Origin of the sequence: Pseudomonas sp. Leaf15 (assembly GCF_001421425.1) — a bacterium.
Classification (GTDB): Bacteria; Pseudomonadota; Gammaproteobacteria; order Pseudomonadales; family Pseudomonadaceae; genus Aquipseudomonas; species Aquipseudomonas salomonii.
Genome location: NZ_LMKI01000011.1, coordinates 67,623 through 93,413 on the forward strand (window position 1 = coordinate 67,623; position 25,791 = coordinate 93,413).

The following is a 25,791-nucleotide window of genomic DNA, read 5'->3' on the forward strand; positions in this document are numbered from 1 at the left end:
TGCCGTGCCCTCTCTGTCCCCTTTTTCTGCGCCTTTCGAAAAAGGTTTACTCATCTGGCAGGAAAATTCCCATATTTGTTCCTACACTCAAAATCACACCCCATGACCGAGTGCATGAACAAGGAAGGTCAAGAACATGACACATAAAAATACCTATCAACGTGTCTGGAATACCACCTTCGCTCCACAGTCAGTTTTCTGACTAAGCCAATAAAAGGAACACTCCTTTAGTCACTGCCCCTGCCAATTTCCTCCATTTGGACGGTTGCACGTGGATGAAATAGTTGCGTTTTACCCAGCATAGCCGTCGTTCGATTTGTCCTCTTATTAAGCAGGGTGAAGTAGCCGAACAGTGAGTCTGGAGTGCAATGAGGGATGTTGTTATGCGAGAAAAGTCGTCAGTCGATAGCCTGTTTCTGACCCGTGCTGGATTCGTTGAATTTTTTGTTGTTTTCGTCAAGTTGGTCCACGGCCTGACTGCGATTTTGCCACCTTTGGTGCTGGTGTTGTTCCTTGACCCGCTGGCCCCCGAGCTACTGTCCCACTTTCTCGGCCTGCTGCTGTTTTTTGCAGTCCTGAGCATTATTCTGTTTCAGGCCCTGGGGATTTACTCCGAAGAGCTGTTCAGCAATCGCCTGCGCCTGCGCACCAGCATCGTCGCCTGGTCCGCGGCGTTCTGCATCTTGTTGTTCATGTACCAGATCCTGCAGTTTTTTCCGCAATTGACCCCGCGCAATCTGGTGGTCTGGTACATCGCCAGCCTGGGTTTGTTCTGCGCTGAGCGCCTGTTGATGCTGCGCCTGTATCGCAACCTGATGCGCAAGGGCAAGTACCTGCAACGCACAGTGATCCTGGGCTTTACCGACACCGCCGTGCATGTGGCCGACCACCTGCAACGCAATGGCGATATCCGCTCCGGCCTGATCGGTTTTATTGACGACCGCACCGAGCGCATTCCCAAGGAGTTGAGCAACCTGCCCTTGCTGGGCAATACCCGGGACCTGGAAAAACTCATCCGCGCCGAGCAGGTCAACCAGGTGATGATCTGCCTGCCATGGGCCGCCGAGCAGCGTATCCACGGGCTGGTCAACCGCCTGCGGCAGATGTCGGTGAACGTGATGCTGGTGCCCGACATGGCCGCCTTGCGCTACGGCCACAGCCGCATCACCGACGTGGGCGGCATCCTGATGTTCAATACCTCGCAGTTGCCGTTGCGCGGCTGGTCGCCCTTCATCAAACGCTGTGAAGACTTGCTGCTGGCCAGCCTGGCCCTGGTGGCGCTGTCGCCGGTGATGCTGCTCACAGCCATCGCCATCAAGCTCGACTCCAAGGGCCCGGTGCTGTTTCGCCAGAACCGCTATGGCTACAACGACAACGAAATTCGCGTGTTCAAGTTCCGCTCGATGTTCACCGACCAGAGCGACTTCACCGCCGAACAACAGACCACCCGCAAAGACCCGCGCATCACCCGTGTGGGCCGCATCATTCGCAAAACCAGCATCGACGAGCTGCCGCAGCTGTTCAATGTGCTGCAGGGCAATATGTCCATGGTCGGCCCGCGCCCGCATGCCACGGCCACCAAAGCCGCAGGCATACCCTTCGAAGTGGCGGTGAGCGAGTACAGTTCGCGCCATCGCGTCAAGCCAGGCATCACCGGCTGGGCGCAGATCAACGGCTATCGGGGCGAGACCGATACCCTGTTCAAAATCCAGAAACGTGTCGAGTACGACCTGGAGTACATCTCCAAGTGGTCGGTGTGGTTTGACTTGTACATCGTCTTCATGACGGTCCCGGCCGTCCTCTCCACCAAGGAAGTCTATTGATGAACACCCTCAACGGATTAATTCCCTGCATCATTTCCGGTGGTTCGGGCACGCGGTTGTGGCCGGTCTCACGGCAGAACATGCCCAAGCCTTTCATGCGCATGCGCGACGGCCAGAGCCTGTTGCAAAAGACTTTCCAGCGCGCAGCCAAGCTGCCCGGCGTGGAAAGCGTGCTCACGGTGACCAACCGCGACCTGCTGTTTCGTACCCTGGATGACTACCGTGGCGTCAATAAGGCCCACCTGCCCCTGGACCTGCTGCTCGAACCCTTCGGGCGCAACACCGCAGCGGCCATCGCCGTGGCGGCCTTGCATGTGCAGGAGCATTTCGGTGACAGCGCACAGCTGCTGGTGATGCCCGCCGACCATCTGATCCTCAATGAAGTCGCGTTCGCCGAGGCGGTGACCCAGGCGCGCGACCTGGCTGAAGCCGGCTATCTGGTGACCTTCGGCATCCAACCCGATCACCCCGAAACCGGCTTTGGCTATATCGAAAAAGGTGACGCGCTGGGCACCGGCAACCGCGTCAAACGCTTTGTCGAGAAACCTGATCTTGCCACCGCCCAAGCCTACCTCGACGGCGGCAAGCACCTGTGGAACGCCGGCATGTTCTGCTTCAAGGCCGGCACCCTGGTGGACGAACTCGCCGCCTATGCCCCCGAGGTGCTGACCGCTGCCAGGGCGGCTCTGGAACACAGCCATGGCCTGCAAAACAAAACCTCACGCCAGCGCGAACTCGATGCGGATGCGTTCGGCAGCGCGCCGGACATTTCCATCGACGTGGCCTTGATGGAGAAGTCCAAGCAAGTCGCCGTGGTGCCCTGCGACATCGGCTGGAGCGACATCGGTTCCTGGGAAGCGCTGCGCCAGCTCACGCCCAGCGATGCGCATGGCAACCAGGTCAATGGCGAAGCGATTTTGCATGACGTGCACAACTGCTACATCGACTCGCCCAAGCGCGTACTCGGCGCCGTCGGCGTGCGCGACCTGATCATCGTCGACACCCCCGACGCGCTGCTGATCGCCGACGCCAACCGCAGCCAGGATGTGCGCTACATCGTCGCCGAACTCAAACGCCAGAACCACCCGGCGTTCAGCCTGCACCGCACCGTCACCCGGCCGTGGGGCACCTACACGGTGCTGGAGGAAAGCAGCCGCTTCAAAATCAAGCGCATCGTGGTCAAGCCCCAGGCTTCGCTGTCGTTGCAGATGCACCATCACCGCAGCGAGCACTGGGTGGTGGTCAGTGGCGCCGCGCAGATCACCAATGGCGAGCGTGAGTTTTTGATCAATGCCAACGAGTCCACTTACATCCCGGCCGGGCACAAGCACCGCCTGACCAACCCCGGCATCATCGACCTGGTGATGATCGAAGTGCAGAGCGGCGAGTACCTGGGCGAGGACGACATCGTGCGCTTTGACGACATCTATGGGCGTGCACCGGCGGAAGTGAAGAAGTGACATGCGCACCTCGTTGATCATCCCGACCCGCAACGCGTCCAGCCACCTGGCGCGACTGCTGCCTGCGTTGCACATGCAGACGCTGCAACCGGACGAGATGCTGGTGGTCGACAGCGCGTCCAGCGACGACACCGTGGCGCGCTTTCGCGAATTCGGCGCCCGGGTCGAGGTGATCGACGCGCGTGATTTCAACCACGGCGGCACACGCCGCTGGGCCAGTGAGCAGGTGAGCGGTGACGCACTGATCGTGATGACCCAGGACGCGATCCCCGCCGATGCCGAGACCTTCGCCAACCTGCTCGATGAACTGCAGCAAGACCCGCTCACCGGCGTGGCCTACGGGCGCCAGTTGCCACACCCCGGCGCCGGCGTACTGGGCGCGCAGTCGCGGCACTTCAATTACCCGGAGCAAAGCCGCACCAAGCGCATGGCCGACGCGCCCACGCTCGGGATCAAAACCTGCTTCAGCTCCGACTCGTTTTGCGTGTACCGACGCAGCGCCCTGCAGGCCGTCGGCGGCTTCCCCGCCGATGTGATCGGCAGCGAAGACGCCTACGTCGCCGCACGCCTGCTGCTCGAAGGCTACAGCGTGCGCTACGCCGCCACGGCGCGGGTGTACCACTCCCACGATTACCGACTCATGGATGAGTTTCACCGCTACTTCGACATTGGTGTGTTCTACGGTCGCGAGCCGTGGATTCGTCAGGCGTTTGGCGATGCCGGCGGTGAAGGTAAACGCTATGTACTGGCTGAGCTCGCGGCATTGCGCGCAGCCGGTGCATTGCACCGCGTGCCCGAAGTACTGGTGCGCAGCGCGTTCAAGTTGCTCGGCTACCGGCTGGGCCATCTGGAACGTCGGCTCCCCCTCGCCCTCAAGCGGCGCATCAGCATGTTCCCCGGTTATTGGAGGTGAGCATCATGACCTACAGGAAGTCCCCCTCGATGAAACGAACCTTGCTCGTCCTGGCCATGATGGCGTTGGCCGCCTGCAATACGCCCGCGCGCATCGTCCCGCCGGACGACCAGACCGTTGAAGACGGAAAACGCGCCCTCGACCAGCTTGCGCAGCTGCCGCCGGCGGTGGAGCGTATCCGCATCGGCGACCAGTTGCGCATCGTGCGGGATGCCGGGGAAATGCCGACGCTGTCGGCGTTCAACGTCAGCACCATCTATGAGCTGACGCTGTACACGGTGCAGACCGACGGCAAGATCAACTACCCGTTCCTGGGGCCGATCCAGGTCGCCGGGCGCCAGCCCTCGGAGCTGGCCACCGAGCTGAGCAACAAGCTCGCGCCGGTGTATCGCGAACCGCGGGTGACGGTGAACATCAACCAGGCACCGGGCAACTCGGTGATCGTCGGCGGCGCGGTGAATAACCCCACCTCCGTGCAGCTGGGCACGGCCAACACCCTGGAGCAAGCCATCGTCGGTGCCGGTGGGGTCAACCCGTCGGGCAACGCGAGCATGGTCGCGCTGCTGCGCGAGGATGCCCAGGGCGCTTATCACGCCTACTTCCTGGATTTCAGCCAATACCTCAAGCCCGGTCCCAACGGACGTAAACCGGTGCACCTGCAACGCGGCGATGTGGTGTTCGTGCCCAAATCCAATGTCGGCGAGCGCATCCAAGGGGTGGATACCTACTTGAACCAACTGATCCCGTTCACCAAGTCGATCGGGGTTGGCTACAACTACACCCGAACCAGCGGCGGCAATAACTGAAGGAGCGACATCCCATGATCGAGATCCGTTCTTTTCGTGATCTTCTGCGCCTGTTCTTCATCTTTCGGCATGAGTTCAAACTGGCGGCCATCGCGGCGCTGGTGATCATCCTGCTGGGGGCCTTTTTGCTGCCGGCCAAGTACGAATCCACCGCGCGCCTGCTGGTCAAGCCGGGGCGTGATTCGACCTTGCCGATCGAGATCAGCAACCGCCAGGCCATCGTGATGCCCAGCACCCAGCGCGACCCGATCGTCGACGAAGAGCGCCTGCTGACCGGGCGGCCGATTGTGCGCACGGTGGCCGAGCATTACCTGGAAGTGATCGCCAACGCACCGCCGCCGGAAGGCTTCTGGAAGCGCACCAAGTACTACGTCAAGGAAGGTGTGGGCGCGGTATTCGACGGGATTCGCGTGGTACTGGAGACTGTCGGCATCCTGGAAAAAACCACACCCGTGGAACGCCTGGCTGCCAGCCTTGAGAAAAACTTCGAGGTCAGCCACGCCGTGGGCTCCACGGTGATGGATATCAGCTTTCGCTGGGGAGACCCGGAAATTGCCCAACAAGTGGTCAAGGACTGGGTCGAGACCTACATCGCCGAACGCACCCAGGCACTGGGCCGCAAGAGCCTGTATGCCTTCTATGAAGGCCAGGTGAACACCAGCGCCACCGAGATCAAAAGCTACAAGGAGCAGATCCTCAAGCACTTGAACGAGATCGGTGCGGCGAGCATCACCGACCGCCTGGAAGACTTGTCCGAGCGCATCAATGTGCTGCGTGGCGAGACCTTCAACACCACGCGTCTGATCGCTTCTTCCGACAGCGCGATCCAGAGCACCCGCGACCAACTCAAGGGCCAGCCCAAGGAAGTCACCACGGTGCGCCAGATCGCACTGAACCCGCAGCAACAGGATTTACGTCGCCTGCTCAACCAGAAGCTGCTGGAAAAGGCCGACATGATGCGCACCTACACCGATAACGCGCCGCCGGTCAAAGCCCTGGACGCGTCGATTCGGGCGATGCAGGCGCAGGTGGCCGGTGAAAGCAACACGGTGCAAAGCTCGGAAAACCGCGCACCGAACACCCTCGAAATTCACTTGCAGCGCGTGCTGCTGGATGAGTCGAGCAACAACCTGGCGCTGCGCACCCAACTGGTTCAGCAGCAGAAGCAACTGGTCAACCTTGAGGCACAACGCAAGGAGGCGCTGGAGATTGAACCGGAGCTGACTCGCCTCTCTCGTGAGCTGAGCGCCACCGAGCGCAACTACGCGCTGTACGTGGACAACCTGGAAAAATCGCGCATCGACCGTGAGCTGGACAAGAGCCAGATCAGCAACATTGCCGTGATCGAAGAAGCCACTTTGAACCCAGGCCGGATCTTCCCGAAAACCTTGCTGATGCTGCTGTTGGCGATTCCGTTCTCGATCGTCGTCGGCCTGCTGGTGATTTACCTGTGCTACCTGCTGGACCAGCGCATTCACGACGGCGGATTGGTGGAGCGCAAGTTCGGCCTGCCGCTGTGGACCACCCTGCCGGAGCTGGACACCAGCACCGCGCAGGGTACCAACGCATTCAATGCGAGCATCTACCGCCTGTATGGGCTGCTGCAGTTGGAGCGGATTGCCGAGCGCGGCATGACCCTGGGGCTGACCTCGGCACGCCATGGCGAGGGCGTGACCTTTGTGGTCGAACAACTGCGCCAGTTGCTGCAAGAGAACGGCATCAACGTGCGGGTCGGCAGCGCGCAACCGGCGGCGCCCGGCGAGCTGGTCCTGCTGGATGCCTCGGCGCTGCTGGATAACCGCGATGCCTTTATCAACCTGCGTCGCGCCGACCTGATCGCTTTGGTGGTGGAAGCGCAGAAAAGCACGGTGCCGGTGGTGGAACATGCGCTGTCGATTCTTAACACCGCGTTCGGCAAGGTGGACGGCATCATCATCAACCGGCGTAAATTCGAAGTGCCGGCCAAGGTGCTCAAAACCATCGCCAAATACCGGGGAGCGTTCTGATGCGCATCGCCCTGCTCGCGCCTTTGCCGCCGGAAAAAAACGGGATCGCCGATTACGCGAACCATTTCAAGACGGCCTTGGAGCAGTTGGGCGTGACGGTGGCGACACCGTTGAGCGGCGTGGAAGGCAGCAGCGCCGCGATCAAGCAGGCGATCGCTGGCTTCGACTGGCAACGCGTGGACCTGGTCCACGCCGAGCTGGGCGGCGGGCGGCTGGGAGAGTTCCTGGCCCTGCGCGAGTTGCGCAAGGCCCATCCCAAACTGCCGCTGACCGCCACCGTGCATGACCCGGAACGCATGGTCTGGCGGCGGGAGCATCTGCCCTTTCCACTGAACCTGCTGGAGCGTCTGCCCAGCCCATTGCCGCAAGCGGCCGTGGTGCTGGCCGACCCGTTGACCTTGGGTGAAGAACGCCAGGTCGCTCAGGGCCTGACGCGGCTGATTACCCTCACCCGCCTGGGCGCCGATTGCTTGTCACAGCGCATGCAATTGCCGGCCGGCAAAGTGGCGGTGATCAACCACGCCAACCTGGCGATTGCGCCGGCACCGTTGCCGTCGCTGGACACCTTGCACCTGCTGTATTTCGGTTTTATCTACCGTGGCAAAGGCATTGAAGACCTGTTGCAGGCATTGGCCGATGCCTTCAAGCAAGCCCCCGAATTGCGTGACCGTGTGCGCCTGACCCTGGCCGGTGGCACGGCCGCCGAAATGGCGTTTGGCGCAGGCGGCAATTACCTGGAGCAGTTGAACAGCCAGATCGCCGACCTTGGCCTGGCGGGTGCCATCGACTGGCGCCTGAACCTGCCGGCGGGCGAGATTGCGCAGACGATCCAGGCGCACCATGTGATGGTGCTGCCGTACCGCGAATCGAAAAAACTCGGCCTGCTGGGGCGCCAGCGTGGCACCAGTGGCGCGCTGTCCTGGGCCGCGGCGTGCGGGCGCGGGGCGATCACTTCGGATGCGCGCGCGTTTGCCGAAGAAGTCGCCAGCGGCAACGGTGCGATCTACCCCCAAGGTGACGTGGCGGCCTTGAGTGCACAGTTGCTGCGCCTGGCGCGCACACCGACCCTGGCCCGCGACTGGGCCGAGCGCGCCGGTGAAATCGGCCGCGAGCGCCTGTGGCCATTGACCGCGCAGAAGTTCAAGCAGCTCTTTGAACAGGCCATTGCAGGAGCACCGTATGGCAGCTAAACGCACGTGGTTAGCCACCCTGGCCGTGGTCGCGGTAATCGGCCTCAGCGCCTTTATGTGGGGGCGTCAGGCCGACGCCGAAAACCATGTGCTCAAGGGCAACAAGGTGGTGGTGTGGAAGGACTTTCTGGGGGTGAACGCGCAGTTCCTGTGGTTCAGCCCGACGCTGTATCAACTGCAAATCGACCGTCTCAAGGCCCTGGGCCTGCAATGGGTGCGCCTGGATCTGCATTGGGACCAACTGGAGCCTGCTGAGGGCCAGTATCAGGTAGCGACCCTCGATCAGTTGGTCGCCAACTTGCAAACCAACCAGCTCAAATCGGTGTTCTACCTGGTGGGCTCGGCGCCCTTCGCCACCACCGCGCCGGTCGGTGCGCCGTATCAGGACCAGTACCCGCCCAAGGACCCGAATGTGTTCGCCAACCGCATGGCGCTGTTGTCGCAACGCTACCCCAGCGTAGACGCGTGGCAGGTGTGGAACGAACCCAACCTGCTCGGCTTCTGGCGCCCGGCGGCCGACCCGGCCGGCTATGCCAACTTGCTCACCGTCAGCGCCGCCGCCTTGCACGCAGTGAATGCCAACAAACCGGTGGTGGCGGCCGGCATGGCGTTCTTCAGCGAAATGCCCAACGGCCAGACCATGCTCTCGGCCCTTGGCGCGCTGGGCGTGGCCAGTTTGAACACAGTGATTTCCTATCACCCTTACACCCAACTGCCCGAAGGCAACGACCCGGCGAACCTGGACTTTATCGCCAAGACCACGGCGCTCAACCAGTCCCTGCGTGCCGCTGGCGTGCACACCCTGTGGAGCACCGAGTGGGGCTGGTCGACCTACCCCGGCCCCAAAGACGCCCAGGACCTGATTACCCTGCAGGGCCAGGCCGATTATGTAGTGCGCCGCGTGGCGCTGATGAGCGCGATGGATTTCGACAAGATCTTCCTGTTCACCTTGAGCGACCTCGACCAGCGCGCCAGCGTGCGCGACCAGTCTTACGGCTTGCTCGACATCGACGCCAACCCCAAGCCGGTCTACACCGCCTTGAAGAACTTCCTCGACGTCAGCGGCCCGCAACTCACACCCGGCGACCCGCCCACCGCCGACCAATTGCCGGACGGCTTGTTCAGCATCGGCTGGACCCGCGCCGACGGCCACAAACTCTGGTATTTCTGGTCGGCCCAGGGCGGCAACGCGCACTTGCCCGGCCTGACCGGCGCGACCCTTTACGACCCGCTGCGCGGCACGCAAACCCCGCTGAGTGGCACCGCCGGCCTGACCGTACCGGTCAAGTCGAACCTGCAAATTCTGTTATGGGATTGAGGCCTGCCATGCGCATTTTATGGATCCTGCCCTACTCACCCTGGCCCGCCACCAGCGGCGGCAAGACCCGCCAGTTCCACCTGCTGCGCAGCCTGGCCGCGCGCGGGCATCGGATCACCCTGCTGCTGCATGACAAGCACCCGGTGTCGCTGACCGACCGCCAGGTGCTGGAAGCCTTCCTCGAACACGTGATCATCCTGCCGCGCCGCCCGCTGCGCAGCCTCAAGACCCTGGTGGCCGGGCTGTTGGCGCCCTACCCGCTGCTGGCGAGTGTGAATGGCCTGTCGGCGGGCTTGCAGGACACTTTTCAGCAACTGCTCAACGAGCATTGGGACGTGGTGCAGATCGAGCACACCTACACCTTCCAACCCTACGAAGATGCGCTGGCACGCAAATCCCAGCCGTTCGTGCTGACCGAACACAACGTGGAGTCGGCGTTGGGCGCCGCCACCTACGACCGCCTGCCGCGCTGGGCGCTGCCGTTCATTCGCTACGATCAATGGCGCTACAGCCGCTGGGAACACCGGGTGATGCGCCAGGCGGCGCAGGTGGTGGCGGTGACCGAGGCGGATGCGCAAGTGCTGGCCAAAATCGCCGGCAAACCGGTGCCGGTGGTGGTCAATGGCGTGGACTGCGATCACTTCGCCGCCGCCCATCCCGACCCGTCGACCCGCCGTGTGTTGTTCCTCGGCAACTATGAGTACGCGCCCAACGTGGACGCCATCGAGTGGGCGCTGGATGAGATCCTGCCCAAAGTCTGGGAGCGCTGCCCGGACGCGCGCATGAGCGTGTGCGGGTTCGGCATGCCCGGCAGCTGGCGCGAGCGTTGGAAAGATCCGCGCATCGAGTGGCAAGGGTTTGTGCCGAACCTGTTGAACCTGCAATCGAGCTGCTCGGTATTCCTGGCGCCCTTGCGCCATGGCGGCGGCTCCAAATTGAAAGTGCTCGAAGCGCTGGCCGCCGGGTTGCCCCTGGCAAGCACCGAGCAAGGGGTGTCGGGCCTGGACCTGGTGGAAGGCCTGGACTACCTCGGCGGGCAAAGTGCCGACAGCCTGGCGGATGCCGTGGTGCGCCTGCTGCAATTTCCCGAGGCCGCCGCGCCCATGGGTGAAGCCGGCCGCGCCTATGTGCGCCGGGCCCATGACTGGAGTGTCGCCGCCAGCCAGCTGGAGCAGGTGTATGGCTTGCTGGCGCCACTCAATCAAAAGGAAACCGTATGCGTGTAGGCCTGGATTACCGCACCGTCGGCACCTCACCGCAATCGGGCATCAGCCGCCAGGTGTATGCGCTCGAGGCCGCCCTGCGCGCCTTGCCGGGCATCGAACTGGAACGTTTTACTGTGGCGCCGCTGGGTGATGAAACGCGCTTGCAGGCCCACTGCCCGGCGTGGGGCTGTGCGAAGACGGCCATGCATCAGCCACAGAATCGCTTGAGGTTCGAGGCCGGTTTCCTGCCCCGGGCCTTGCGTGAACAACAGATCGATCTGTACATCAGCACCTTCAATATGGGCCTGCCACTGCCACCCAAGCCCAAAGGCTTGCGCACCGTGGTATTGCTGCACGACCTGTTCCAGATCACGTTGAACAACTACCACGCCAACCGGTTGAAGGCGTTGATCTACAAAACCAGCGATCGCCTTTCCATCAGCTATGCGGTGAACAGCGCCGACCGGGTGTGGACGCCGTCGCAGTACAGTGCCGATGAAACCACGCGGTTGTTTCCCAAGGCCGCCAGCAAGGTGCGCGTGCTGCCCAATCAGGTCGATGGATTTATCGAACTGGCGGCGGACCTCACCGCGCGCCAGCTGCCGGCGCGCTATTGGCTGTTGGTGGGCACCCGCGAACTGCGCAAGAACGTGCCGTTTCTGGTGGACGCCTGGCAACAGGCGCGCAGCCTCTCCCCCGCCGTACCGGCGCTGGTATTGGTCGGCAGCCTCGACCACCTGCCCGAAGCCCAGCGCAGCCTGCCGGGGATTCACGCCCTGAGCGGCGTGTCGGATGCCGAGCTGCACGCCTTGTACCGCCAGGCCTTACGCCTGTGGCAGCCGTCCTATGCCGAAGGCTTTGGCTTGCCGGTGATCGAAGCGCTGAGCGTCGGCACGCCGGTGGCGGTGGCCAGCGGCACCTCGCTGGATGAAATCACCCCGCCGTCGGCGCCGCGTTTTTCGCCCACCGATGGCCCGGCGCTGGTGCAATGGATGCTGGCCCTGAGCGAGCAGGCGGATGAAGATTCACCCGAGCAACGTCGGCAATGGGCGCAGCGTTACAACCCGCTTGCCTATCGCCAACGCCTGGCCGAACTGATCGAGGAATTGAAATGAGATTCTCCCTGGCAAGCCTCGTCGCCATCCTGTTCGGCCTGCTGTTTGGTGCACTCGCCTTGATGCTGTCACCGGCCAAGGCGTTTCTCGCGGTGATCGGCCTGGCCGCTGCGGTGACCATTTTGCGCTTCCCGTTCTGGGGCTTGCTGCTGTTCGCCGGGATGGCAACCTTTATGCCCTACTCCACGCTCAACCTGGGTATTCGCAGTACGGTCAGCGAAGCGATCCTGGCGCTGACCTGGGGCGCGGTGCTGTGGCACAGCTTTCTGGCCCGCGTGCCGGCCACGCCGAGCCTCACACGCCGCCCCACCGACCAGATGCTGCTGTGGCTGATGCTGTTCAGCGTGTTCCCGTTTATCGTCGGCCAGGTCACCATTCACGCCGACAGCAGTGGCGTGGCGAACTGGCTGCGCTGGTTGCTGAACCTGTCGGGGGTGTTTCTGGCGGCCAAGTTGCTGGTCGACCACAAGCACCGCGAATCGCTGGTGATCGCCCTGTTGCTGGGCACCCTGGCGATGCTGGTGCTGTCGATTGCAGTGTTTGTACGCACGCGCTCGGGCGCCGGCATTGCGCCGGTGCTGGCGCTGTTCAATTACGGCAACTTCGACACCCTCAAATTCGGCCTGGAGGCGATGTCCTCGCGCATGGGTTCGCCGTGGATGCACCCGAATGCCATCGGCGGGATCATGGCCCTGCTGCTGCCCTTGGCCTTCTGCTTCGGCATGACCGAACAGGGCTGGAAGCGTGGGTTGGGCCTGGGCGTGGCGTGCCTGGGGGCCGCCGCCTTGCTGCTGGCCAGTAGCCGTGGGGCGATGGTCAGCCTGGCGTTGGTGCTGATCTGGATGGCCACGCGCCGCGTGCCGTATACCGGCCGTTTGTTGATGATCGGTGCGGCGCTGACCGCGGCGCTGGTGATGGCTTACCCGCCATTGCAGGACCGCCTGGCGACGATTTTCTCCTCGGATAACGCCAGTACCGAAATCCGTTTCGACGAATACCGCATGTTCCCCCAGGCGGTGGCAGCCTACCCGTTCGGCATCGGCTTCAAGGTCGACCCGCCGGTGCCGGGCACGCACTTTCTGGGGATCTCCAACCTGTGGCTGAACTACGTCTACAAGATCGGCATTGTCGGCATGCTGTTGTTTATTGCCGTGACGGTGCGCTGGTGGCGTGAGGCGCGCCCGGAAAAAGGCCCGATCCGCCTGACCAAAGACAACGCGCTGTGGCTGGGCAGCACGGCCGGGATTCTGTCGGCGCTGGTCAGCGGCCTGTTTGACCACTACTTCAGTTTTGCCGTGGTGATGGTATCGCTGTTCTGGCTGATGGTCGGCATCAATGTGCTGGAGGCTCGCCGCCTGTTTCCGGCGCGCCTGCCGCAGGTCAAGACCGTGGTGTACCGCAAGCCACTGCTTGACGGCGTGCGGCCTTAACCATGCTCGGCTCTGCCGTCTGGCTGACGCTTGCGACCTTGCTGGGCCTGTGCCTGGGGTTCGCCCGCGAATGGCTGTTGGTGGCCGCGTGGGGCGCCGGAGAACGCAGTGACGCCTTCCTCATCGCGCTGTTTTTGCCCGAGGCGTTGCGCATGTCGTTGGCCGGTGGCGTCTTGAGCGCCGCCGCGCTGCCGCTGTACCTTGCGCGCAAGGACGGCGAGCGCCTTGACTGGCTGGCAGTGCTGTTCCCGGCCTTGATGTTGATCGCGCTGGTCACCAGCCTGCTGCTGACGTTGCTGGCGCCGTGGCTGGTGCAATTGCTCGGCCCGGGGCTGGCGGCCAGTGCCACGGCGCTGGCCGCCAGCAACCTGCAAATCGTCGCGTGGTGCGTGCCCGGCTTGATGCTGCATGCGCTGTTCAGTATTCCATTGCAGGCCAGCGAGCGGTTTGTGCTGGCGGGGCTGGGCTCGTTGCTGTTCAACCTGCCGCCGGTGACCTACCTGGCGTTGGCGGGCACGGCCACGCAACCGCATTCCCTCGCCTTGGCGTGCCTGGCCGGCAGCCTGTTGATGCCGCTGGCGTTGCTGCCGTCGATCTGGTGCCAGGGCTGGCGGCCGTGGCGCTGGCAACTGGCCCTTGCGCCGCTGCGCGAGCTGGGCCAGCGCATCGGGCCGCTGTTACTGAGCAATGGCGCCAGCCAGGGCCTGGCCTTGATCGAAAGGCTGGTGGCGTCGCTGCTCGGCGAAGGCGCGGTGACCTGGGTCAACCTCGCCCGCAAGCTGATGAACCTGCCGCTGATTGCGCTGATGAGCCTTAACCAGGTGCTGCTGGGCATGATGAGCCGACGCCAGGGCGATGAGCGCCTGGCCCTGCTCAAGCGCGGCCTCGAAACCGCCAGCGTGCTGACCTTGCCGGCCGGCGTTGGCCTGGTGGCGGCGGCGCCGAGCCTGGTGGCCCTGCTGTTGCCCAAACAATCGGCGGACTCACCGTTGCCGCTGCTGCTGGCCTGGTTTGCCGTGCCGCTGGTGTTCGGCGCCTGGAATGCCTTGCTTGCGCGTTATGCCTACGCCGCCGGCGATACGCGCCAGCCGCTGCGTTGCGAGCTGCTTGGCAGCCTGGTCAATGTGCTGCTGCTGGGCGTGCTGCCGTTTGTGTTTGGCCTGGCAGGTATTCCCTTGGCCGCACTGGCAGGTGTGATATGCACCGCGCTGCTGCTGATGCAACGCCAGGTACTACTCAATGCTTTGCCGTGGACGCGGCACTGGCTGCTCAGTGCGCTGGTGATGAGCCTGGCGGCGCTGCTGCTGTTTCCAATTCAAGGCGTGTGGCTGCAACTGGGGCTAAGCACCCTGGCCGGCGCCGTGGTGTTGCTGGGCATGGGGCTGTGGCTCAAGCCATGGCGCAAGGCATGAACGATCGGTCGGGGGCAGTCGGATGAAACATCGTTGGATTCAAATGGATATCGCCAAGGGCATCGGCATCCTGCTGATCGTGTACGGCCACAGCTGGTTCGTGGCCAACTCCCTGGAGTTGCAGTATCCGATCATTGCTTCGTTCATCTTGCCGCTGTTCTTTTTCCTCTCCGGGGTGTTCTTCAAGCCCGAGCAACCCTTTGTGGAGATGGCAGTGCGCAAGGCCGACGGCCTGCTCAAGCCGTTTTTCTTCACCATGCTGGTGTACGTGCTGGTGCGCGATGTACTGCGCGGCCAACCGCTGCTGCCGGATGTCGGCGGCGTGTTGTATGCCTCGGTGGACACCATCCCCTGGCAGGCGCTGTGGTTTCTGCCGCACTTCTGGGTGGCGATTCTGTTCAGTTGGCTGATGCTGCGCCTGATCCAGCGTCTGAAGCTGTCACTGCCGGTGAGTTGCCTGCTGATTGTGGTGCAACTGCTGATCGGCATCCGGGTTTTGCCGTGGTTCTGGCAAATACCGGTGACGGTCGGCGGGCAGACCTGGACGCTGCCTGGCTTACCCTTCGGCCTCGAGATAACCCTGATCAGCAGCACTTACTTCATCTACGGCTACCTGCTGCGCGACTGGCTGCGCAGGCACGAGGGTTCGCTGCTGACGCTGGTGATTTCGGTAGTGTTGTTCGCCGCAGTGTTCCTCTACAGCCACGACACCATGGACCTGGCGCAGCGGCGCTACGACCATTGGCTGTGGACCAGCCTGCTGGCGGTGATCGGTGTGTACGCGAGCTGGTCACTGGCGCGGGTGCTGATGGCATCGGCCGTCATCACGCGGGTGATGACGTACATCGGGCAATCCACTTTGATTCTGTTGATCTTTCATGGAGAGATTCAGCATAAGACCGTTGACCTGATGGAGCGCGTGGGCCTGCATCCATTCGTGTCGGCGTGCATTGGATTGGTGGTGGCGGTGGTGGTGCCGCTGCTGATCGGGGAAGTGATCAAGCGGGTGGCGTTCTTGCGGTTTTTCTACTTTCCGTTTCCGGTGCGTAAGGTGGCAAAACCTTTGGAACAGCGCTGACCCCATGTGGGAGCTGGCTTGCCTGCGATGGCATCAACTCGGTTTACATGACACACCGAGGTGTCTGCATCGCAGGCAAGCCAGCTCCCACATTGGCTCATGTATATTCAATCATCGAGTTGTGAGGCAGCGGGTTTGCTACCGGCCTTTGCAGGCTTGGCAGGTTTACCATTCTTGGCAGGCGCAGCTGCCGCAGCAGGCTCAGGCTCAGCCGGTGCGGCGAGGTCTTTTTCAGCCTGGGGCATCTGGTCAATGGCGCTGAAAAACTCCTTCAAGTCGAGGGTATCCGGCGGCACGGTTTTCTCGAGTTTCTTCTCACCGTCCTTGCCCACCAGAATCACCTTGGTGCCACTGCCAGCGCCCAGCTTGAGGGCACGAATCAGCGCATTGGTCTCCGGCGGCGTGAGCTTCTTGTTGTCCTTGGCGTCCTTGGCGAACTTCTCGCCTTCAGCGCCGATACTGCCGAACTTAACGGTGTAGAACACCATGTTGCGTTCTTCAAAGGACTGCTTGTTGGCAGGCTCGTCCAGCTGTTTCTTGAGGGTCGCCAATGTTTCGTTGCCGGAATCAAGTTCCACCACCACCAGTGGGCGGGACTTGTTCAAGTCCTGCTTGAGTGGGTTGATATCATCCGCGGCCAACAGCGGCCCCGTAAAAGCCATCAAGGTAGCCAGGGTCAGCGACCGGATGAGCATGCGCACCTCCTTTGAATTCCATGCAGGGTTCTTGAGTTTCATGTCTGCGACAGTCAATTTCAAGGATGATTCCTACACCTCGTTAAGAAGCGTAGGTCAGGAAGCCTGCCACGCAAGGGCTCGAATGGGGTTATCAGTCATTGTTTCTTCTGATTGCGGAACCATTACGAGGCGCTCTATTGCGGCCAATGCCGCGCAAACACTGGCGCCACCACCGGGTCGGCATCCACCCGCGCCAGCGTTTGGGCAAAGCCTGGCGCGAGGTTGTTCAACACCTCCCGCGCCGCGTCCCAACGCGACACCGCGGCCGCCATAATGCCCAGGGCGTTCGGCACATTGCCGGGGGCGAACAACTGGTCGGCAAACTGCTCGGCGAACACCACCCAGGCCTGGTGCAGGTAACGGCGCGTGCCGCTGACCAGTTGCGCCTGTGCGGCGTCATCCACATTGCCTAGCCAGCGTTGCGGGTAGTCGATGATACCGACCGCCGAATAGCAATTGGCGGCGATGTATACCAGCCCGCGCAGGATCTGCGCACGGTTGCCGGCAAGCAGCTCGGAGGCGGGAAACTCCAGGCCCAGGTGGATCAGGATCGCGGCGCTTTCGGTCAGCACCTGGCCCTCGGGCGTCACCAACGTGGGGATTTGTTTGAGTGGGTTGATGCGGGCCAGGGCGTCGCTGCCTTCGCTGTCTTCCCAGGAACTGGCGTCGATTCGCCGCCACGGCACCGCGCAACGCTGCAGGGCGATTTCGATCATGCAGGAACCGGATTCGTCGATGCCGTAGAGCGTGTACATGGGCGGTATCTCCTTAGCGCCGCAACTTGGCCTGCAAGCTGGCCTTCACCTGCGGCCATTCCGAATCGATGATGCTGAACCGCACCGAGTTGCGCTTGCGCCCGTCGGCAGCCGCTTCAAGCAAGGCGGTCTTGTGCTCGCGTTGCAGGGGCTGGAGTTCGACCGTGCTGCCGGTCAAATTGATCTGAGTCATGGGAAGCTGCGCCGTCGAGGGTGTCGTCAGAGGCCAAGAGTGCAGGCTCGCCCCACGTGCAGGCAAGCGTTTTAAAACAGGCCCATTTGCCCGCCGACCAGCGTGCCGAAATCATCATTTACGAACGGCAGGATCGCATCGGCCACCGGCTGCAATTGCCGGGTGACGTAGTGGTCATAGTCGATAGGCGCCTGGCGTACTTCCAGCGGCTGCGGGCCGTTGACCGTGATCACATAGCTGATCCAGCCGCCACGCTGGTACTGGCGCGGGCGCCCCTGGCGGTCGTTGTATTCATCCGCCAGGCGTGCGGCGCGCACGTGCGGCGGCACGTTGCGCTCGTAGTCGTCGAGTGGGCGGCGCAGGCGTTTGCGGTAGATCAGCAGGTCGTCGAGTTCGCCGCTCAAGGTACGCCGCACATAGTCGCGCACGTAGTCTTGATACGGTTGGCGATGGAAGATGCGCTGATAGAGTTCCTGCTGGAATTGCCGGGCCAGGGGCGACCAGTCGCTGCGCACGGTTTCCAGGCCTTTGTAGACCATTTCTTCGCTGCCGTCGCCGCGTACCACCAAGCCCGCATAGCGCTTTTTGCTGCCCTCCTCGGCGCCGCGAATGGTCGGCATGAGGAAGCGGCTGAAGTGGGTTTCGTATTGCAGCTCCAGAGCGCTTTGCAGGCCGAATTCGTTGTGCAGATGCGCGCGCCACCACTCGTTGACGTGCTGCACCAGTTCGCGGCCGATGCGGCTGGCGTCATCCGCCGTATGCGCGCTGCCGAGCCAGACGAAGGTGGAATCGGTGTCGCCGTAGATCACGTCATACCCCTTGGCTTCGACCAGCTCGCGGGTCTGGCGCATGATCTGGTGCCCACGCATCGTGATCGAAGACGCCAGCCGTGTATCGAAAAACCGGCAGCCGCTGGAGCCAAGCACGCCGTAAAATGCATTCATGATGATTTTAAGGGCCTGGGACAACGGCGCGTTATGTTCACGCTTGGCCACTTCGCGGCCTTCGGACACCCGCGCGACAATCGATGGCAAGCAATGCCGGGTGCGGGAAAAACGTGCACCGCGAAAGCCCTCTACCGACTCGCTGTCGTCCGGGTGCTTGAGGCCTTCGACCAGGCCCACCGGGTCGATGAGAAAACTGCGGATGATCGACGGGTAAAGGCTTTTGTAGTCCAGCACCAGCACCGATTCATAGAGGCCGGGACGCGAGTCCATCACGAACCCGCCAGGGCTGGCCTGGGGCGGTTTGTCGCCCAGGTTCGGCGCGACAAAGCCCTGACGGTGCATCAGCGGCATATACAGGTGCGTGAACGCCGCCACCGAGCCGCCATTACGGTCGGCCGGCAGCCCGGTGACGCTGGCGCGTTCGAGCAGGAACTTGAGCAGTTCGGTCTTGGCGAAAATCCGCGTGACCAGCTCGCAGTCCTTGAGGTTGTAGCGCGCCAATGCGGGCTTGTCCTCGGCGAACATGCGGTTGATTTCGTCCATGCGCTGGTACGGCGTGGAGATGTCCTTGCCTTCTCCCAGCAGGGTTTGCGCGACGTTTTCCAGGCTGAAGGATTCAAAACTCCAGGTGGCCGAACGCAAGGCCTCGATGCCGTCGATAATCAGCCGCCCGGCTGCGGCGGCGAAGTAGTGATTGCGACTGCCATGTTCGCGCCAGGCCATGGCCTCACCGCCACGGCCAAGCAGCAGCGGTACGTTGAGACGCTGGGCATGTTCGTGGAGCACGCGCAGGTCGAATTGCACCAGGTTCCAGCCGATGATTGCATCGGGGTCGTGGGCGGCCAGCCATTGGTTGAGGCGTTCGAGCAGTTGGGCGCGGGTGTCGCAATAGTCGAGCTTGAAGTCCACTGCATCGGTTTTGTTTGGCGGGCCGAGCATATATACCTGGCGCTCACCGCAGCCTTCCAGGGCAATGGAATACAGATCGCCTTGGGCGGTGGTCTCGATGTCCAGGGACACCAGTTTGAGCGGCGGGCGGTAGTCCGGCGCGGGCTTCATCTGCGCGTCAAGCAAGGTGCCGCTCGCATCCGGCGTGCCGCCGAACCACACGGGCGCGGTGATGAAGCGCTCCATCATGTAACGCTCGGGCGGGCGCACGTCGCCTTCGTAGACGTCGACACCGGCGGCGCGCAGGCGCTTTTCCAGGTCCATCAACTGGCGGTGCTGGCGGGTGTAGAGACCAAGGACGGGACGATGGTGAAAATCGCACAACTGCAACGGGCGCAGTTCGATGTCGCGCTCGCCCTTGAGCAGCCAGTCGAGGGGCTTGCGATGGGCCTCCGGGATAAACATCACCGAGGTTTGCGCAGGTAGGCGCACGCACCGTGGGCCCTGGTCGGTGGCCAGCCAGAAACTGACCTCCGTGCCCGCCGCCGTGTCGCGCCAATGCCGGGTCAGGACAAAACCCTGCTGTAAATCCACCGTACCGCACCTCAGGAATCGCTTTCAGGGCGTGATTCTACCCGGCATCCGGGCAAACGCGATGGGCGATGGCATTTACCTTTGCGTTTGTACTCAGCGCCTGATCCATCGCTCTTGCCCAGGTCGCCGAAGACGCGTCTGCCGCACGCACCTTTGCCGCCGCTGGTCGGCAGCTCACGCCTGCGCGGACAACGATTTCATAAACTGGTTGCGGAATATTAATGACAATTACTATCATTCGCGCCGGAGTCGTATCCGCGCAGTGAGGAAGCGCAACGTTGTTGCCCTTTTCCTCACATTGACGGTTCGCCGTCCGGATCGACCATGCCCACCTGCAACCAAATTTCTGCGCCGTTTCGCCCTACCCTGCTTGCCCTTTGCTGCTCCCTGAGCCTGGCTGCCCATGCGGCAACCCCAGATGCCAACAACCGCCCGGACGGCAATACACTGGAATTGGGGGCCACCACTGTCAGCGCCGACGCACCTGCACCGAATGCATTGCCGCCGGTTTACGCCGGTGGCCAGGTGGCGCGCGGCGGCCAGTTGGGCGTGCTGGGTAACCAGGACATCATGGACGCGCCGTTCAGCATGTCCTCCTACACCGAAAAGTTGATCCGCGAGCAGCATGCGCAAACCGTCGGCGATGTGTTGCTCAATGACTCGTCCGTGCGCCAGGCGTCGGGCTATGCGAACCAGGCTCAAGCCTTTGTGATTCGTGGCCTGCCGCTCAACGGCGACGATATTTCGTTCAACGGTTTGTACGGCATCCTGCCGCGCCAGATCATGTCCACCGATGCCCTGGAACGGGTTGAAGTGTTTAAAGGCCCCAACGCGTTCATCAACGGCGTCACACCCAGCGGCTCCGGCATCGGCGGCGGCGTCAACCTGCAACCCAAGCGCGCTGATGATGTGCCTTTGCGCCGTTTGAGCACCGATATCAGCAGTGATGGCCGGGTGGGTGAACACCTGGACATCGGCCAGCGCTTCGGCGAAGACAACCGTTTTGGCGCGCGGGTGAATATTTCCCAGCGCGAAGGCGACACCGCCATCGACGACGAAAGCCAGCGTTCGAAGCTGTTCTCGGTCGGCCTGGACTATCGCGGCGATGCCCTGCGGGTGTCCGGCGATTTTGTTTATCAGAAGCAGCAAGTCAATGGCGGACGCAACACGGTGTTGCTCGGCAGCGGGCTGACCCATATCCCGAATGCGCCGTCGGCCGACACCAACTACGCGCCGAACTGGGGCACCACCAGCCTGGAAGACACCTTCGGCATGTTGCGCGGCGAGTATGACCTCAACGATAACTGGACCGCCTACATCGCCGGCGGCGCCAAGCACACCAATGAGCTGGGCCGCTATTCGTCGGTGACCTTGAGGGACACACTGGGCAATGCCACGGTCAGCGGCTCGAACATTGCGCATCAGGAAGACAACACCAGCCTGATGGCCGGCCTGAACGGCAAATTCCAGACCGGCGCTGTCAGCCACACATTGAACCTCGGCTTGACCGGCATCTGGACTCAGACCCGCAACGCCTTTGACTTTGCCTCCGGCAGCCAGCCGACCAACATCTACAACCCGGCTGACGTGACGGCCCCGGCCAAAGGCGGTTTCACCTCCGGCAGCGACCTGAACGACCCCGGCATCACCGCCAAGACCTTCGCCCGCAGCGCGGCGGTGTCGGATACCTTCGGCTTTATGGATGACCGCTTGCTGTTCACCGCCGGCCTGCGTCGTCAGGAGCTGGTGGTTCAGGGCTACGCCTACGGCACCGGCACACGCACGGCCAACTACGCCAAGGGCATCACCACGCCGGTGTATGGCCTGGTGTTCAAGCCGTGGGAGCATGTGTCGCTCTACGCCAACCACATCGAAGGCCTGGCGTCAGGGCCGACTGCACCGTCTACCTTCAGCAGCGCCATCGTGACCAACGCCAACCAGACGTTTGCACCCGCGCGCTCGAAACAGACCGAGGCCGGCGTCAAGGTCGACATGGGCACCTACGGCGCAACGTTGGGTGTGTACCGAATCGAACAGCCGACCCAGGGTTTTTCCCAGCTGAATGGGGACGGCACCGCGACCTTTGTCTTCCAGGGCGAGCAAGTCAACAAAGGTGTGGAGCTGAACGTCTTCGGCGAACCCGTCAGCGGCTTGCGCCTGCTGGGCGGCGCGACGATCATCCACACCGAAGTCAACGGCACGGCAAACGGCGCCAACGACGGCAACCGCGCCATTGGCGTGCCGTCGTTCCAACTTAATGCCGGCGTGGATTGGGATGTGCCGGGCCTGCAAGGCGTGAGCGTCAATGGCCGTATGCTGCGTACCGGCGGCCAGTACGCCGATGCGGCGAACAACCTCAGCCTGCCGGCCTGGAATCGCTTCGATGTGGGCGCCCGCTACAACTTCAAGGTGGCCCAGCGTGATGTAAGCCTGGGCGCGACGGTGGAGAACGTGGCGAATACCAAATACTGGGAATCGGCGCTGGGCGGTTACCTGACCCAAGGTGATCCACGTGTGGCCAAGTTCTCGGCGACGGTGGATTTCTAAATACGCAATAACCTGGGAGTCAGCGGATTTGCCCATCGCTGACTCAGCAGTGGACTCAAGGCGTCTGACAGCAATGAGAACGGGCATCTTCACGATGCCCGTTTGGGTCAGGCGCGGCGTGCCTGGTTCAGGTAATTTTCGATGTTGCCCATTTGCTCGTCCCAGCCTCGGGAATTCATCCTGAAGGCCTTTTGGCGACGGGCTCCGGGCACTGCGTCAAAACCGGATTCGACTACCCGCAGCAGGATGCCGGGCGCACGGTCTTCGAGGGTGAATTCCACCAGTGTCGGTGTTTCGTGGTCGTAGTCGACGCCCTTTTCGACAGCGTAAGGGTGCCATTTGAACGAGAACAAGGTTTGGGGCAGGATGCGCACGATTTCGGCCTTCCACACCACATGTTCGTAGCCTGGGTAGGTGATCGGCGCCTCGATGGTTTTTCCAGCGGTAAAGGTTTTACCCTTGAGGGCGATCCCGAACCACTCGCCAAATTGCTCGGCATTGGTGAGCGCTTCCCAGATTTGTTTGCGTGGTACGTTGAGCAGGACTTTTCGTTCGATGCGATCTAACACGTGCATAAGTCACCTCCTCCATTGACAGTAGGCGACAACAAACAATGCGCAACCTCAGGTTGTAAGCAATGATGATTGTCCCCGTCCTTAATCAGGCAATACGTGTATGACTGACCCGCTGAATGGAAGTTGCTTCTGCAAAGCCGTGCGCTATCAAATTGACAGCTTGGACATGCCCATCAGCCACTGCCATTGCGACAGTTGCCGCAAGGTGCATGCAGCCGCATTCGTGGCCACGGCCGGGGTGATGCGCGAGCACTTTCGCTGGATGCAGGGTGAGGCGCTGCTGTCGTCGTTTGAATCGTCACCGGGCAAGCTCAGGCATTTCTGCTCGCGCTGCGGCTCACACCTGATGGCTGAGCGTGGGCATCAGCCCCATGTGATTGTGCGGGTGGCGACGCTGGATGATGACCCTGGCGTGCGGCCCACCTCGCACATCTGGACGGCCCATGACGTGCCCTGGCTTGCTTACGCAGGCGTAGAGCACTGGGATGAGTGGAAGACTTGACTAGACGTGCGGGTCACCGGGCGCCTTGGCGGGTGTCGCATATTGCGGCTTGAGATGGCCTTCCTGGTCAAGCAGCCAGGCGTCCATGATCTGCCGCACTACCGGGCCTGCCACGCGGCCACCGGCCTCGCCGTTTTCGATCATCACCGAGATCACGATTTTCGGATGTTCGGCCGGCGCAAAGCCGACGAACAAGGCGTTGTCGCGATGGCGCTCCAGGGTCTTGTTGCGGTTATAGCGCTCACCCTGCTTGATCGCCACCACCTGCGCCGTACCACTCTTGCCGGCGATCCTATATTGAGCACCGGCGGCTGCCGCACGGGCGATACCACGCGGGTCGTGCATCACCAGTTGCATGCCGTGGTTGACCTGCTCCCAATCACGCGGATCCTTGAGCACCACGTTAGGCATCGGGTTTTCGTCCACCGGCGGCACGCCGTTGATGGTCTTGGCCAGGTGCGGCCGGTTCCACACACCTTTGTTGGCGATCAATGCAGTGGCTTGGGCCAATTGCAAAGGCGTGACCTGCATATAGCCCTGGCCAATGCCGAGAATCACAGTTTCGCCCGGGAACCAGGGCTGACGGCGCGTCGCACGCTTCCAGGCCTGGGAAGGCATCAGGCCGGCTGATTCTTCGAACATGTCGAGGGAGACTTTCTGACCGAGGCCGAACTCGGCCAGGTAGTCGTGCAGGCGATCGATACCCAGCTTGTGGGCCAGGTCGTAAAAGTAGGTGTCGTTGGAGCGCATGATGGCTGCGTCCATGTCCACCCAGCCATCACCGCTGTGGTTCCAGTTGCGGTATTTGTGGTCAAAGTCGGGCAGTTGGTAGTAACCGGGGTCAAACACTCGGGTTTGCGCGGTCACCACGCCACTGTCGAGGCCGGCGATGGCCACTTCCGGCTTGATGGTCGAGCCGGGCGCATAAAGCCCGCGTAGCACACGGTTGAACAGCGGCCGGTCGATGGAGTCGTGCAGCGCGGCATATTCCTTGAAACTGATGCCGGTGACGAACAGATTCGGGTCAAAACTCGGCTTACTCACCATGGCCAGCACTTCGCCGGTTTGCGGGTCGAGGGCCACTACCGAACCACGGCGATCGCCCAAGGCCTCTTCCGCGGCTTCCTGGAGCTTGACGTCGAGGCTCAGCACGATGTTTTTGCCGGGTATCGGGTCGGTATGCTTGAGCACGCGCAACACCCGGCCCTGAGCGTTGGTCTCGACCTCTTCATAGCCGACATGGCCATGCAGCTCGGACTCGTAGAAACGCTCGATACCGGTCTTGCCGATGGACTGGGTGCCGCGGTACTCCACAGAGTCGAGGGCCTTGGATTCCTTTTCGTTGATTCGACCAACGTAGCCAATCGAGTGGGCAAAATGCGCGCCCAACGGGTAATGCCGCACGAACTGCGGTTCGACGTCGACGCCCGGCAAGCGGAACTCGTTAACGGCCAGCACGGCAATCTGCTCTTCGGTCAATTCGTAGAACAGCGTCACCGGCACAAACGGATGACGCGCTTGCTTCAACGCCTTGTCGAATACCGCGCGGTCTTCGGCGGGTAAGTGCAACAGGCTGACGATAGCGTCCAGCTCGCCCTTGAGGTCAGTGGTGCGCTCACGAGTGATGGTCAGGTTGTAGCTGGGACGGTTGTCGGCCAGCACCACGCCATTGCGGTCATAAATCAGCCCGCGCGTCGGCGTTATCGGCAGTACATGGACCCGGTTGTTCTCGGAAATCGTCGAGTGATAGTCGTACTGCACCACCTGCAGGAAATACATGCGCCCGACCAAGGCGCAAGTAATACCAATCACCAACAATGCGCAGGCGAGCAAGCGCTTGTTGACCAGGCGGTTTTCTTTTTCGTGATCCTTGATCGGTATCGGTTCAGGCATTTCTACAGCATCTCGTTGAAGAAGGTCGACGCCGCATCCTGCGGGTGAAATATCCATCCTTGTGAAAATGTGCTGCACCTTACCAAAAATGCAGAAACACTTTGCATCGATTTCCCCAACGGCATGCTGTTTTGTCAGACAAGCACTGAGTTAGTGCTCGAAAAAGGCCTCAAACCCGGAAGTGCGATCACTCCGATGCCCCTCCAGTGTTGTGCAGGGTGCGTGTGAGGATGGCAACCTGGAGGGTGCCGATTGAGCTGATCAAGGCGCGGAGGCTTTGAAGTAGCCTGGCGCTTTTCGACCGCCCAAAACAAAACCCCTGATTGCGTTAGCAATCAGGGGTTTCGGAATTTAATCTTGACGATGACCTACTCTCACATGGGGAAACCCCACACTACCATCGG

At 62.0% G+C, this 25,791-nt stretch carries 19 protein-coding genes and 1 pseudogene; 14 read left to right on the forward strand and 6 right to left on the reverse strand.

The genetic code is table 11. From position 1 onward, the window contains the following. Positions 1–383 precede the first annotated feature (383 nt). From ASE80_RS10255 to ASE80_RS10310, 12 genes are read left to right on the forward strand one after another with little or no spacing between them, the layout of a single operon-like run. Entirely contained in the window at positions 384–1,823 is a 1,440-nt protein-coding gene (locus ASE80_RS10255) for an undecaprenyl-phosphate glucose phosphotransferase (RefSeq protein ID WP_056858801.1), read from the forward strand. Beyond that, complete coding sequence (locus tag ASE80_RS10260; protein ID WP_056858802.1) at positions 1,823–3,283, forward strand: mannose-1-phosphate guanylyltransferase/mannose-6-phosphate isomerase; 1,461 nt, start codon at positions 1,823–1,825, stop codon at positions 3,281–3,283. The genes ASE80_RS10255 and ASE80_RS10260 overlap by 1 nt, the downstream gene beginning before the upstream one ends. A gap of 1 nt (position 3,284) precedes the next feature. After that, positions 3,285–4,196, forward strand: a complete 912-nt coding sequence (locus ASE80_RS10265) for a glycosyltransferase family 2 protein (RefSeq protein ID WP_056858803.1) — start codon at positions 3,285–3,287, stop codon at positions 4,194–4,196. Positions 4,197–4,225: 29 nt separating this feature from the next. After that, positions 4,226–5,002, forward strand: coding sequence for a polysaccharide biosynthesis/export family protein (locus ASE80_RS10270; RefSeq protein ID WP_056858804.1), 777 nt, complete (start codon positions 4,226–4,228; stop codon positions 5,000–5,002). Between the two features lie 14 nt (positions 5,003–5,016). Then, on the forward strand, positions 5,017–7,008 hold the full coding sequence (locus ASE80_RS10275) for a GumC family protein (RefSeq protein ID WP_056858805.1): 1,992 nt from the start codon (positions 5,017–5,019) through the stop codon (positions 7,006–7,008). Further along, entirely contained in the window at positions 7,008–8,198 is a 1,191-nt protein-coding gene (locus ASE80_RS10280) for a glycosyltransferase (RefSeq protein WP_056858806.1), read from the forward strand. The genes ASE80_RS10275 and ASE80_RS10280 overlap by 1 nt, the downstream gene beginning before the upstream one ends. After that, positions 8,188–9,516 (forward strand): beta-galactosidase, encoded by a 1,329-nt coding sequence (locus ASE80_RS10285; protein ID WP_056858807.1) that lies wholly within the window; start codon positions 8,188–8,190, stop codon positions 9,514–9,516. Before ASE80_RS10280 ends, ASE80_RS10285 begins: the two co-directional genes overlap by 11 nt. An 8-nt stretch (positions 9,517–9,524) precedes the next feature. After that, positions 9,525–10,742 carry a glycosyltransferase family 4 protein gene (locus ASE80_RS10290; RefSeq protein WP_056858808.1) on the forward strand — a complete coding sequence of 406 codons (1,218 nt, stop codon included), beginning with the start codon at positions 9,525–9,527 and terminating at the stop codon, positions 10,740–10,742. Next, the gene (locus ASE80_RS10295) at positions 10,733–11,836 is read left to right on the forward strand and encodes a glycosyltransferase family 4 protein (protein WP_056858809.1); all 1,104 of its coding nucleotides are present in this window, start codon (positions 10,733–10,735) and stop codon (positions 11,834–11,836) included. The genes ASE80_RS10290 and ASE80_RS10295 overlap by 10 nt, the downstream gene beginning before the upstream one ends. Beyond that, positions 11,833–13,266 carry an O-antigen ligase family protein gene (locus ASE80_RS10300; RefSeq protein WP_056858810.1) on the forward strand — a complete coding sequence of 478 codons (1,434 nt, stop codon included), beginning with the start codon at positions 11,833–11,835 and terminating at the stop codon, positions 13,264–13,266. Before ASE80_RS10295 ends, ASE80_RS10300 begins: the two co-directional genes overlap by 4 nt. Before the next feature lie 2 nt (positions 13,267–13,268). Next, on the forward strand, positions 13,269–14,678 hold the full coding sequence (locus ASE80_RS10305; RefSeq protein ID WP_056858811.1) for a lipid II flippase MurJ: 1,410 nt from the start codon (positions 13,269–13,271) through the stop codon (positions 14,676–14,678). A gap of 22 nt (positions 14,679–14,700) precedes the next feature. After that, positions 14,701–15,756: an acyltransferase family protein gene (locus tag ASE80_RS10310; RefSeq protein WP_056858812.1), complete on the forward strand. Its 1,056-nt coding sequence runs from the start codon at positions 14,701–14,703 to the stop codon at positions 15,754–15,756. Between the two features lie 107 nt (positions 15,757–15,863). Here ASE80_RS10310 and ASE80_RS10315 read toward each other — a convergent pair whose 3' ends face one another. From ASE80_RS10315 to ASE80_RS10330, 4 genes and pseudogenes are all read right to left on the reverse strand, one after another. Then, positions 15,864–16,451 carry a DUF4174 domain-containing protein gene (locus ASE80_RS10315; protein WP_056858813.1) on the reverse strand — a complete coding sequence of 196 codons (588 nt, stop codon included), beginning with the start codon at positions 16,449–16,451 and terminating at the stop codon, positions 15,864–15,866. 176 nt (positions 16,452–16,627) lie between these two features. Continuing rightward, on the reverse strand, positions 16,628–17,248 hold the full coding sequence (locus tag ASE80_RS10320; RefSeq protein ID WP_056858814.1) for a glutathione S-transferase N-terminal domain-containing protein: 621 nt from the start codon (positions 17,246–17,248) through the stop codon (positions 16,628–16,630). Between the two features lie 13 nt (positions 17,249–17,261). Next, a pseudogene (locus ASE80_RS31395) lies at positions 17,262–17,354 on the reverse strand (GNAT family N-acetyltransferase); the annotation flags it as partial. Between the two features lie 158 nt (positions 17,355–17,512). After that, positions 17,513–19,870, reverse strand: a complete 2,358-nt coding sequence (locus ASE80_RS10330) for a DNA polymerase II (RefSeq protein WP_056858816.1) — start codon at positions 19,868–19,870, stop codon at positions 17,513–17,515. Between the two features lie 324 nt (positions 19,871–20,194). Here ASE80_RS10330 and ASE80_RS10335 point away from each other — a divergent pair, with 324 nt between their 5' ends. Further along, positions 20,195–22,417 carry a TonB-dependent receptor gene (locus ASE80_RS10335; RefSeq protein WP_056858817.1) on the forward strand — a complete coding sequence of 741 codons (2,223 nt, stop codon included), beginning with the start codon at positions 20,195–20,197 and terminating at the stop codon, positions 22,415–22,417. A gap of 107 nt (positions 22,418–22,524) precedes the next feature. Here the strand turns inward: ASE80_RS10335 and ASE80_RS10340 are convergent, their stop codons facing one another. Beyond that, the gene (locus tag ASE80_RS10340; protein WP_056858818.1) at positions 22,525–22,992 is read right to left on the reverse strand and encodes an SRPBCC family protein; all 468 of its coding nucleotides are present in this window, start codon (positions 22,990–22,992) and stop codon (positions 22,525–22,527) included. 100 nt (positions 22,993–23,092) lie between these two features. On the opposite strand from ASE80_RS10340, the gene ASE80_RS10345 reads away from it, so the two are divergent. After that, a complete protein-coding gene (locus tag ASE80_RS10345) occupies positions 23,093–23,494 on the forward strand; it encodes a GFA family protein (protein WP_056858819.1) in 402 nt (133 codons plus the stop codon). Here ASE80_RS10345 and mrdA read toward each other — a convergent pair whose 3' ends face one another. Further along, positions 23,495–25,387: a penicillin-binding protein 2 gene (gene mrdA, locus ASE80_RS10350; RefSeq protein WP_056858820.1), complete on the reverse strand. Its 1,893-nt coding sequence runs from the start codon at positions 25,385–25,387 to the stop codon at positions 23,495–23,497. Positions 25,388–25,791: the final 404 nt, after the last annotated feature.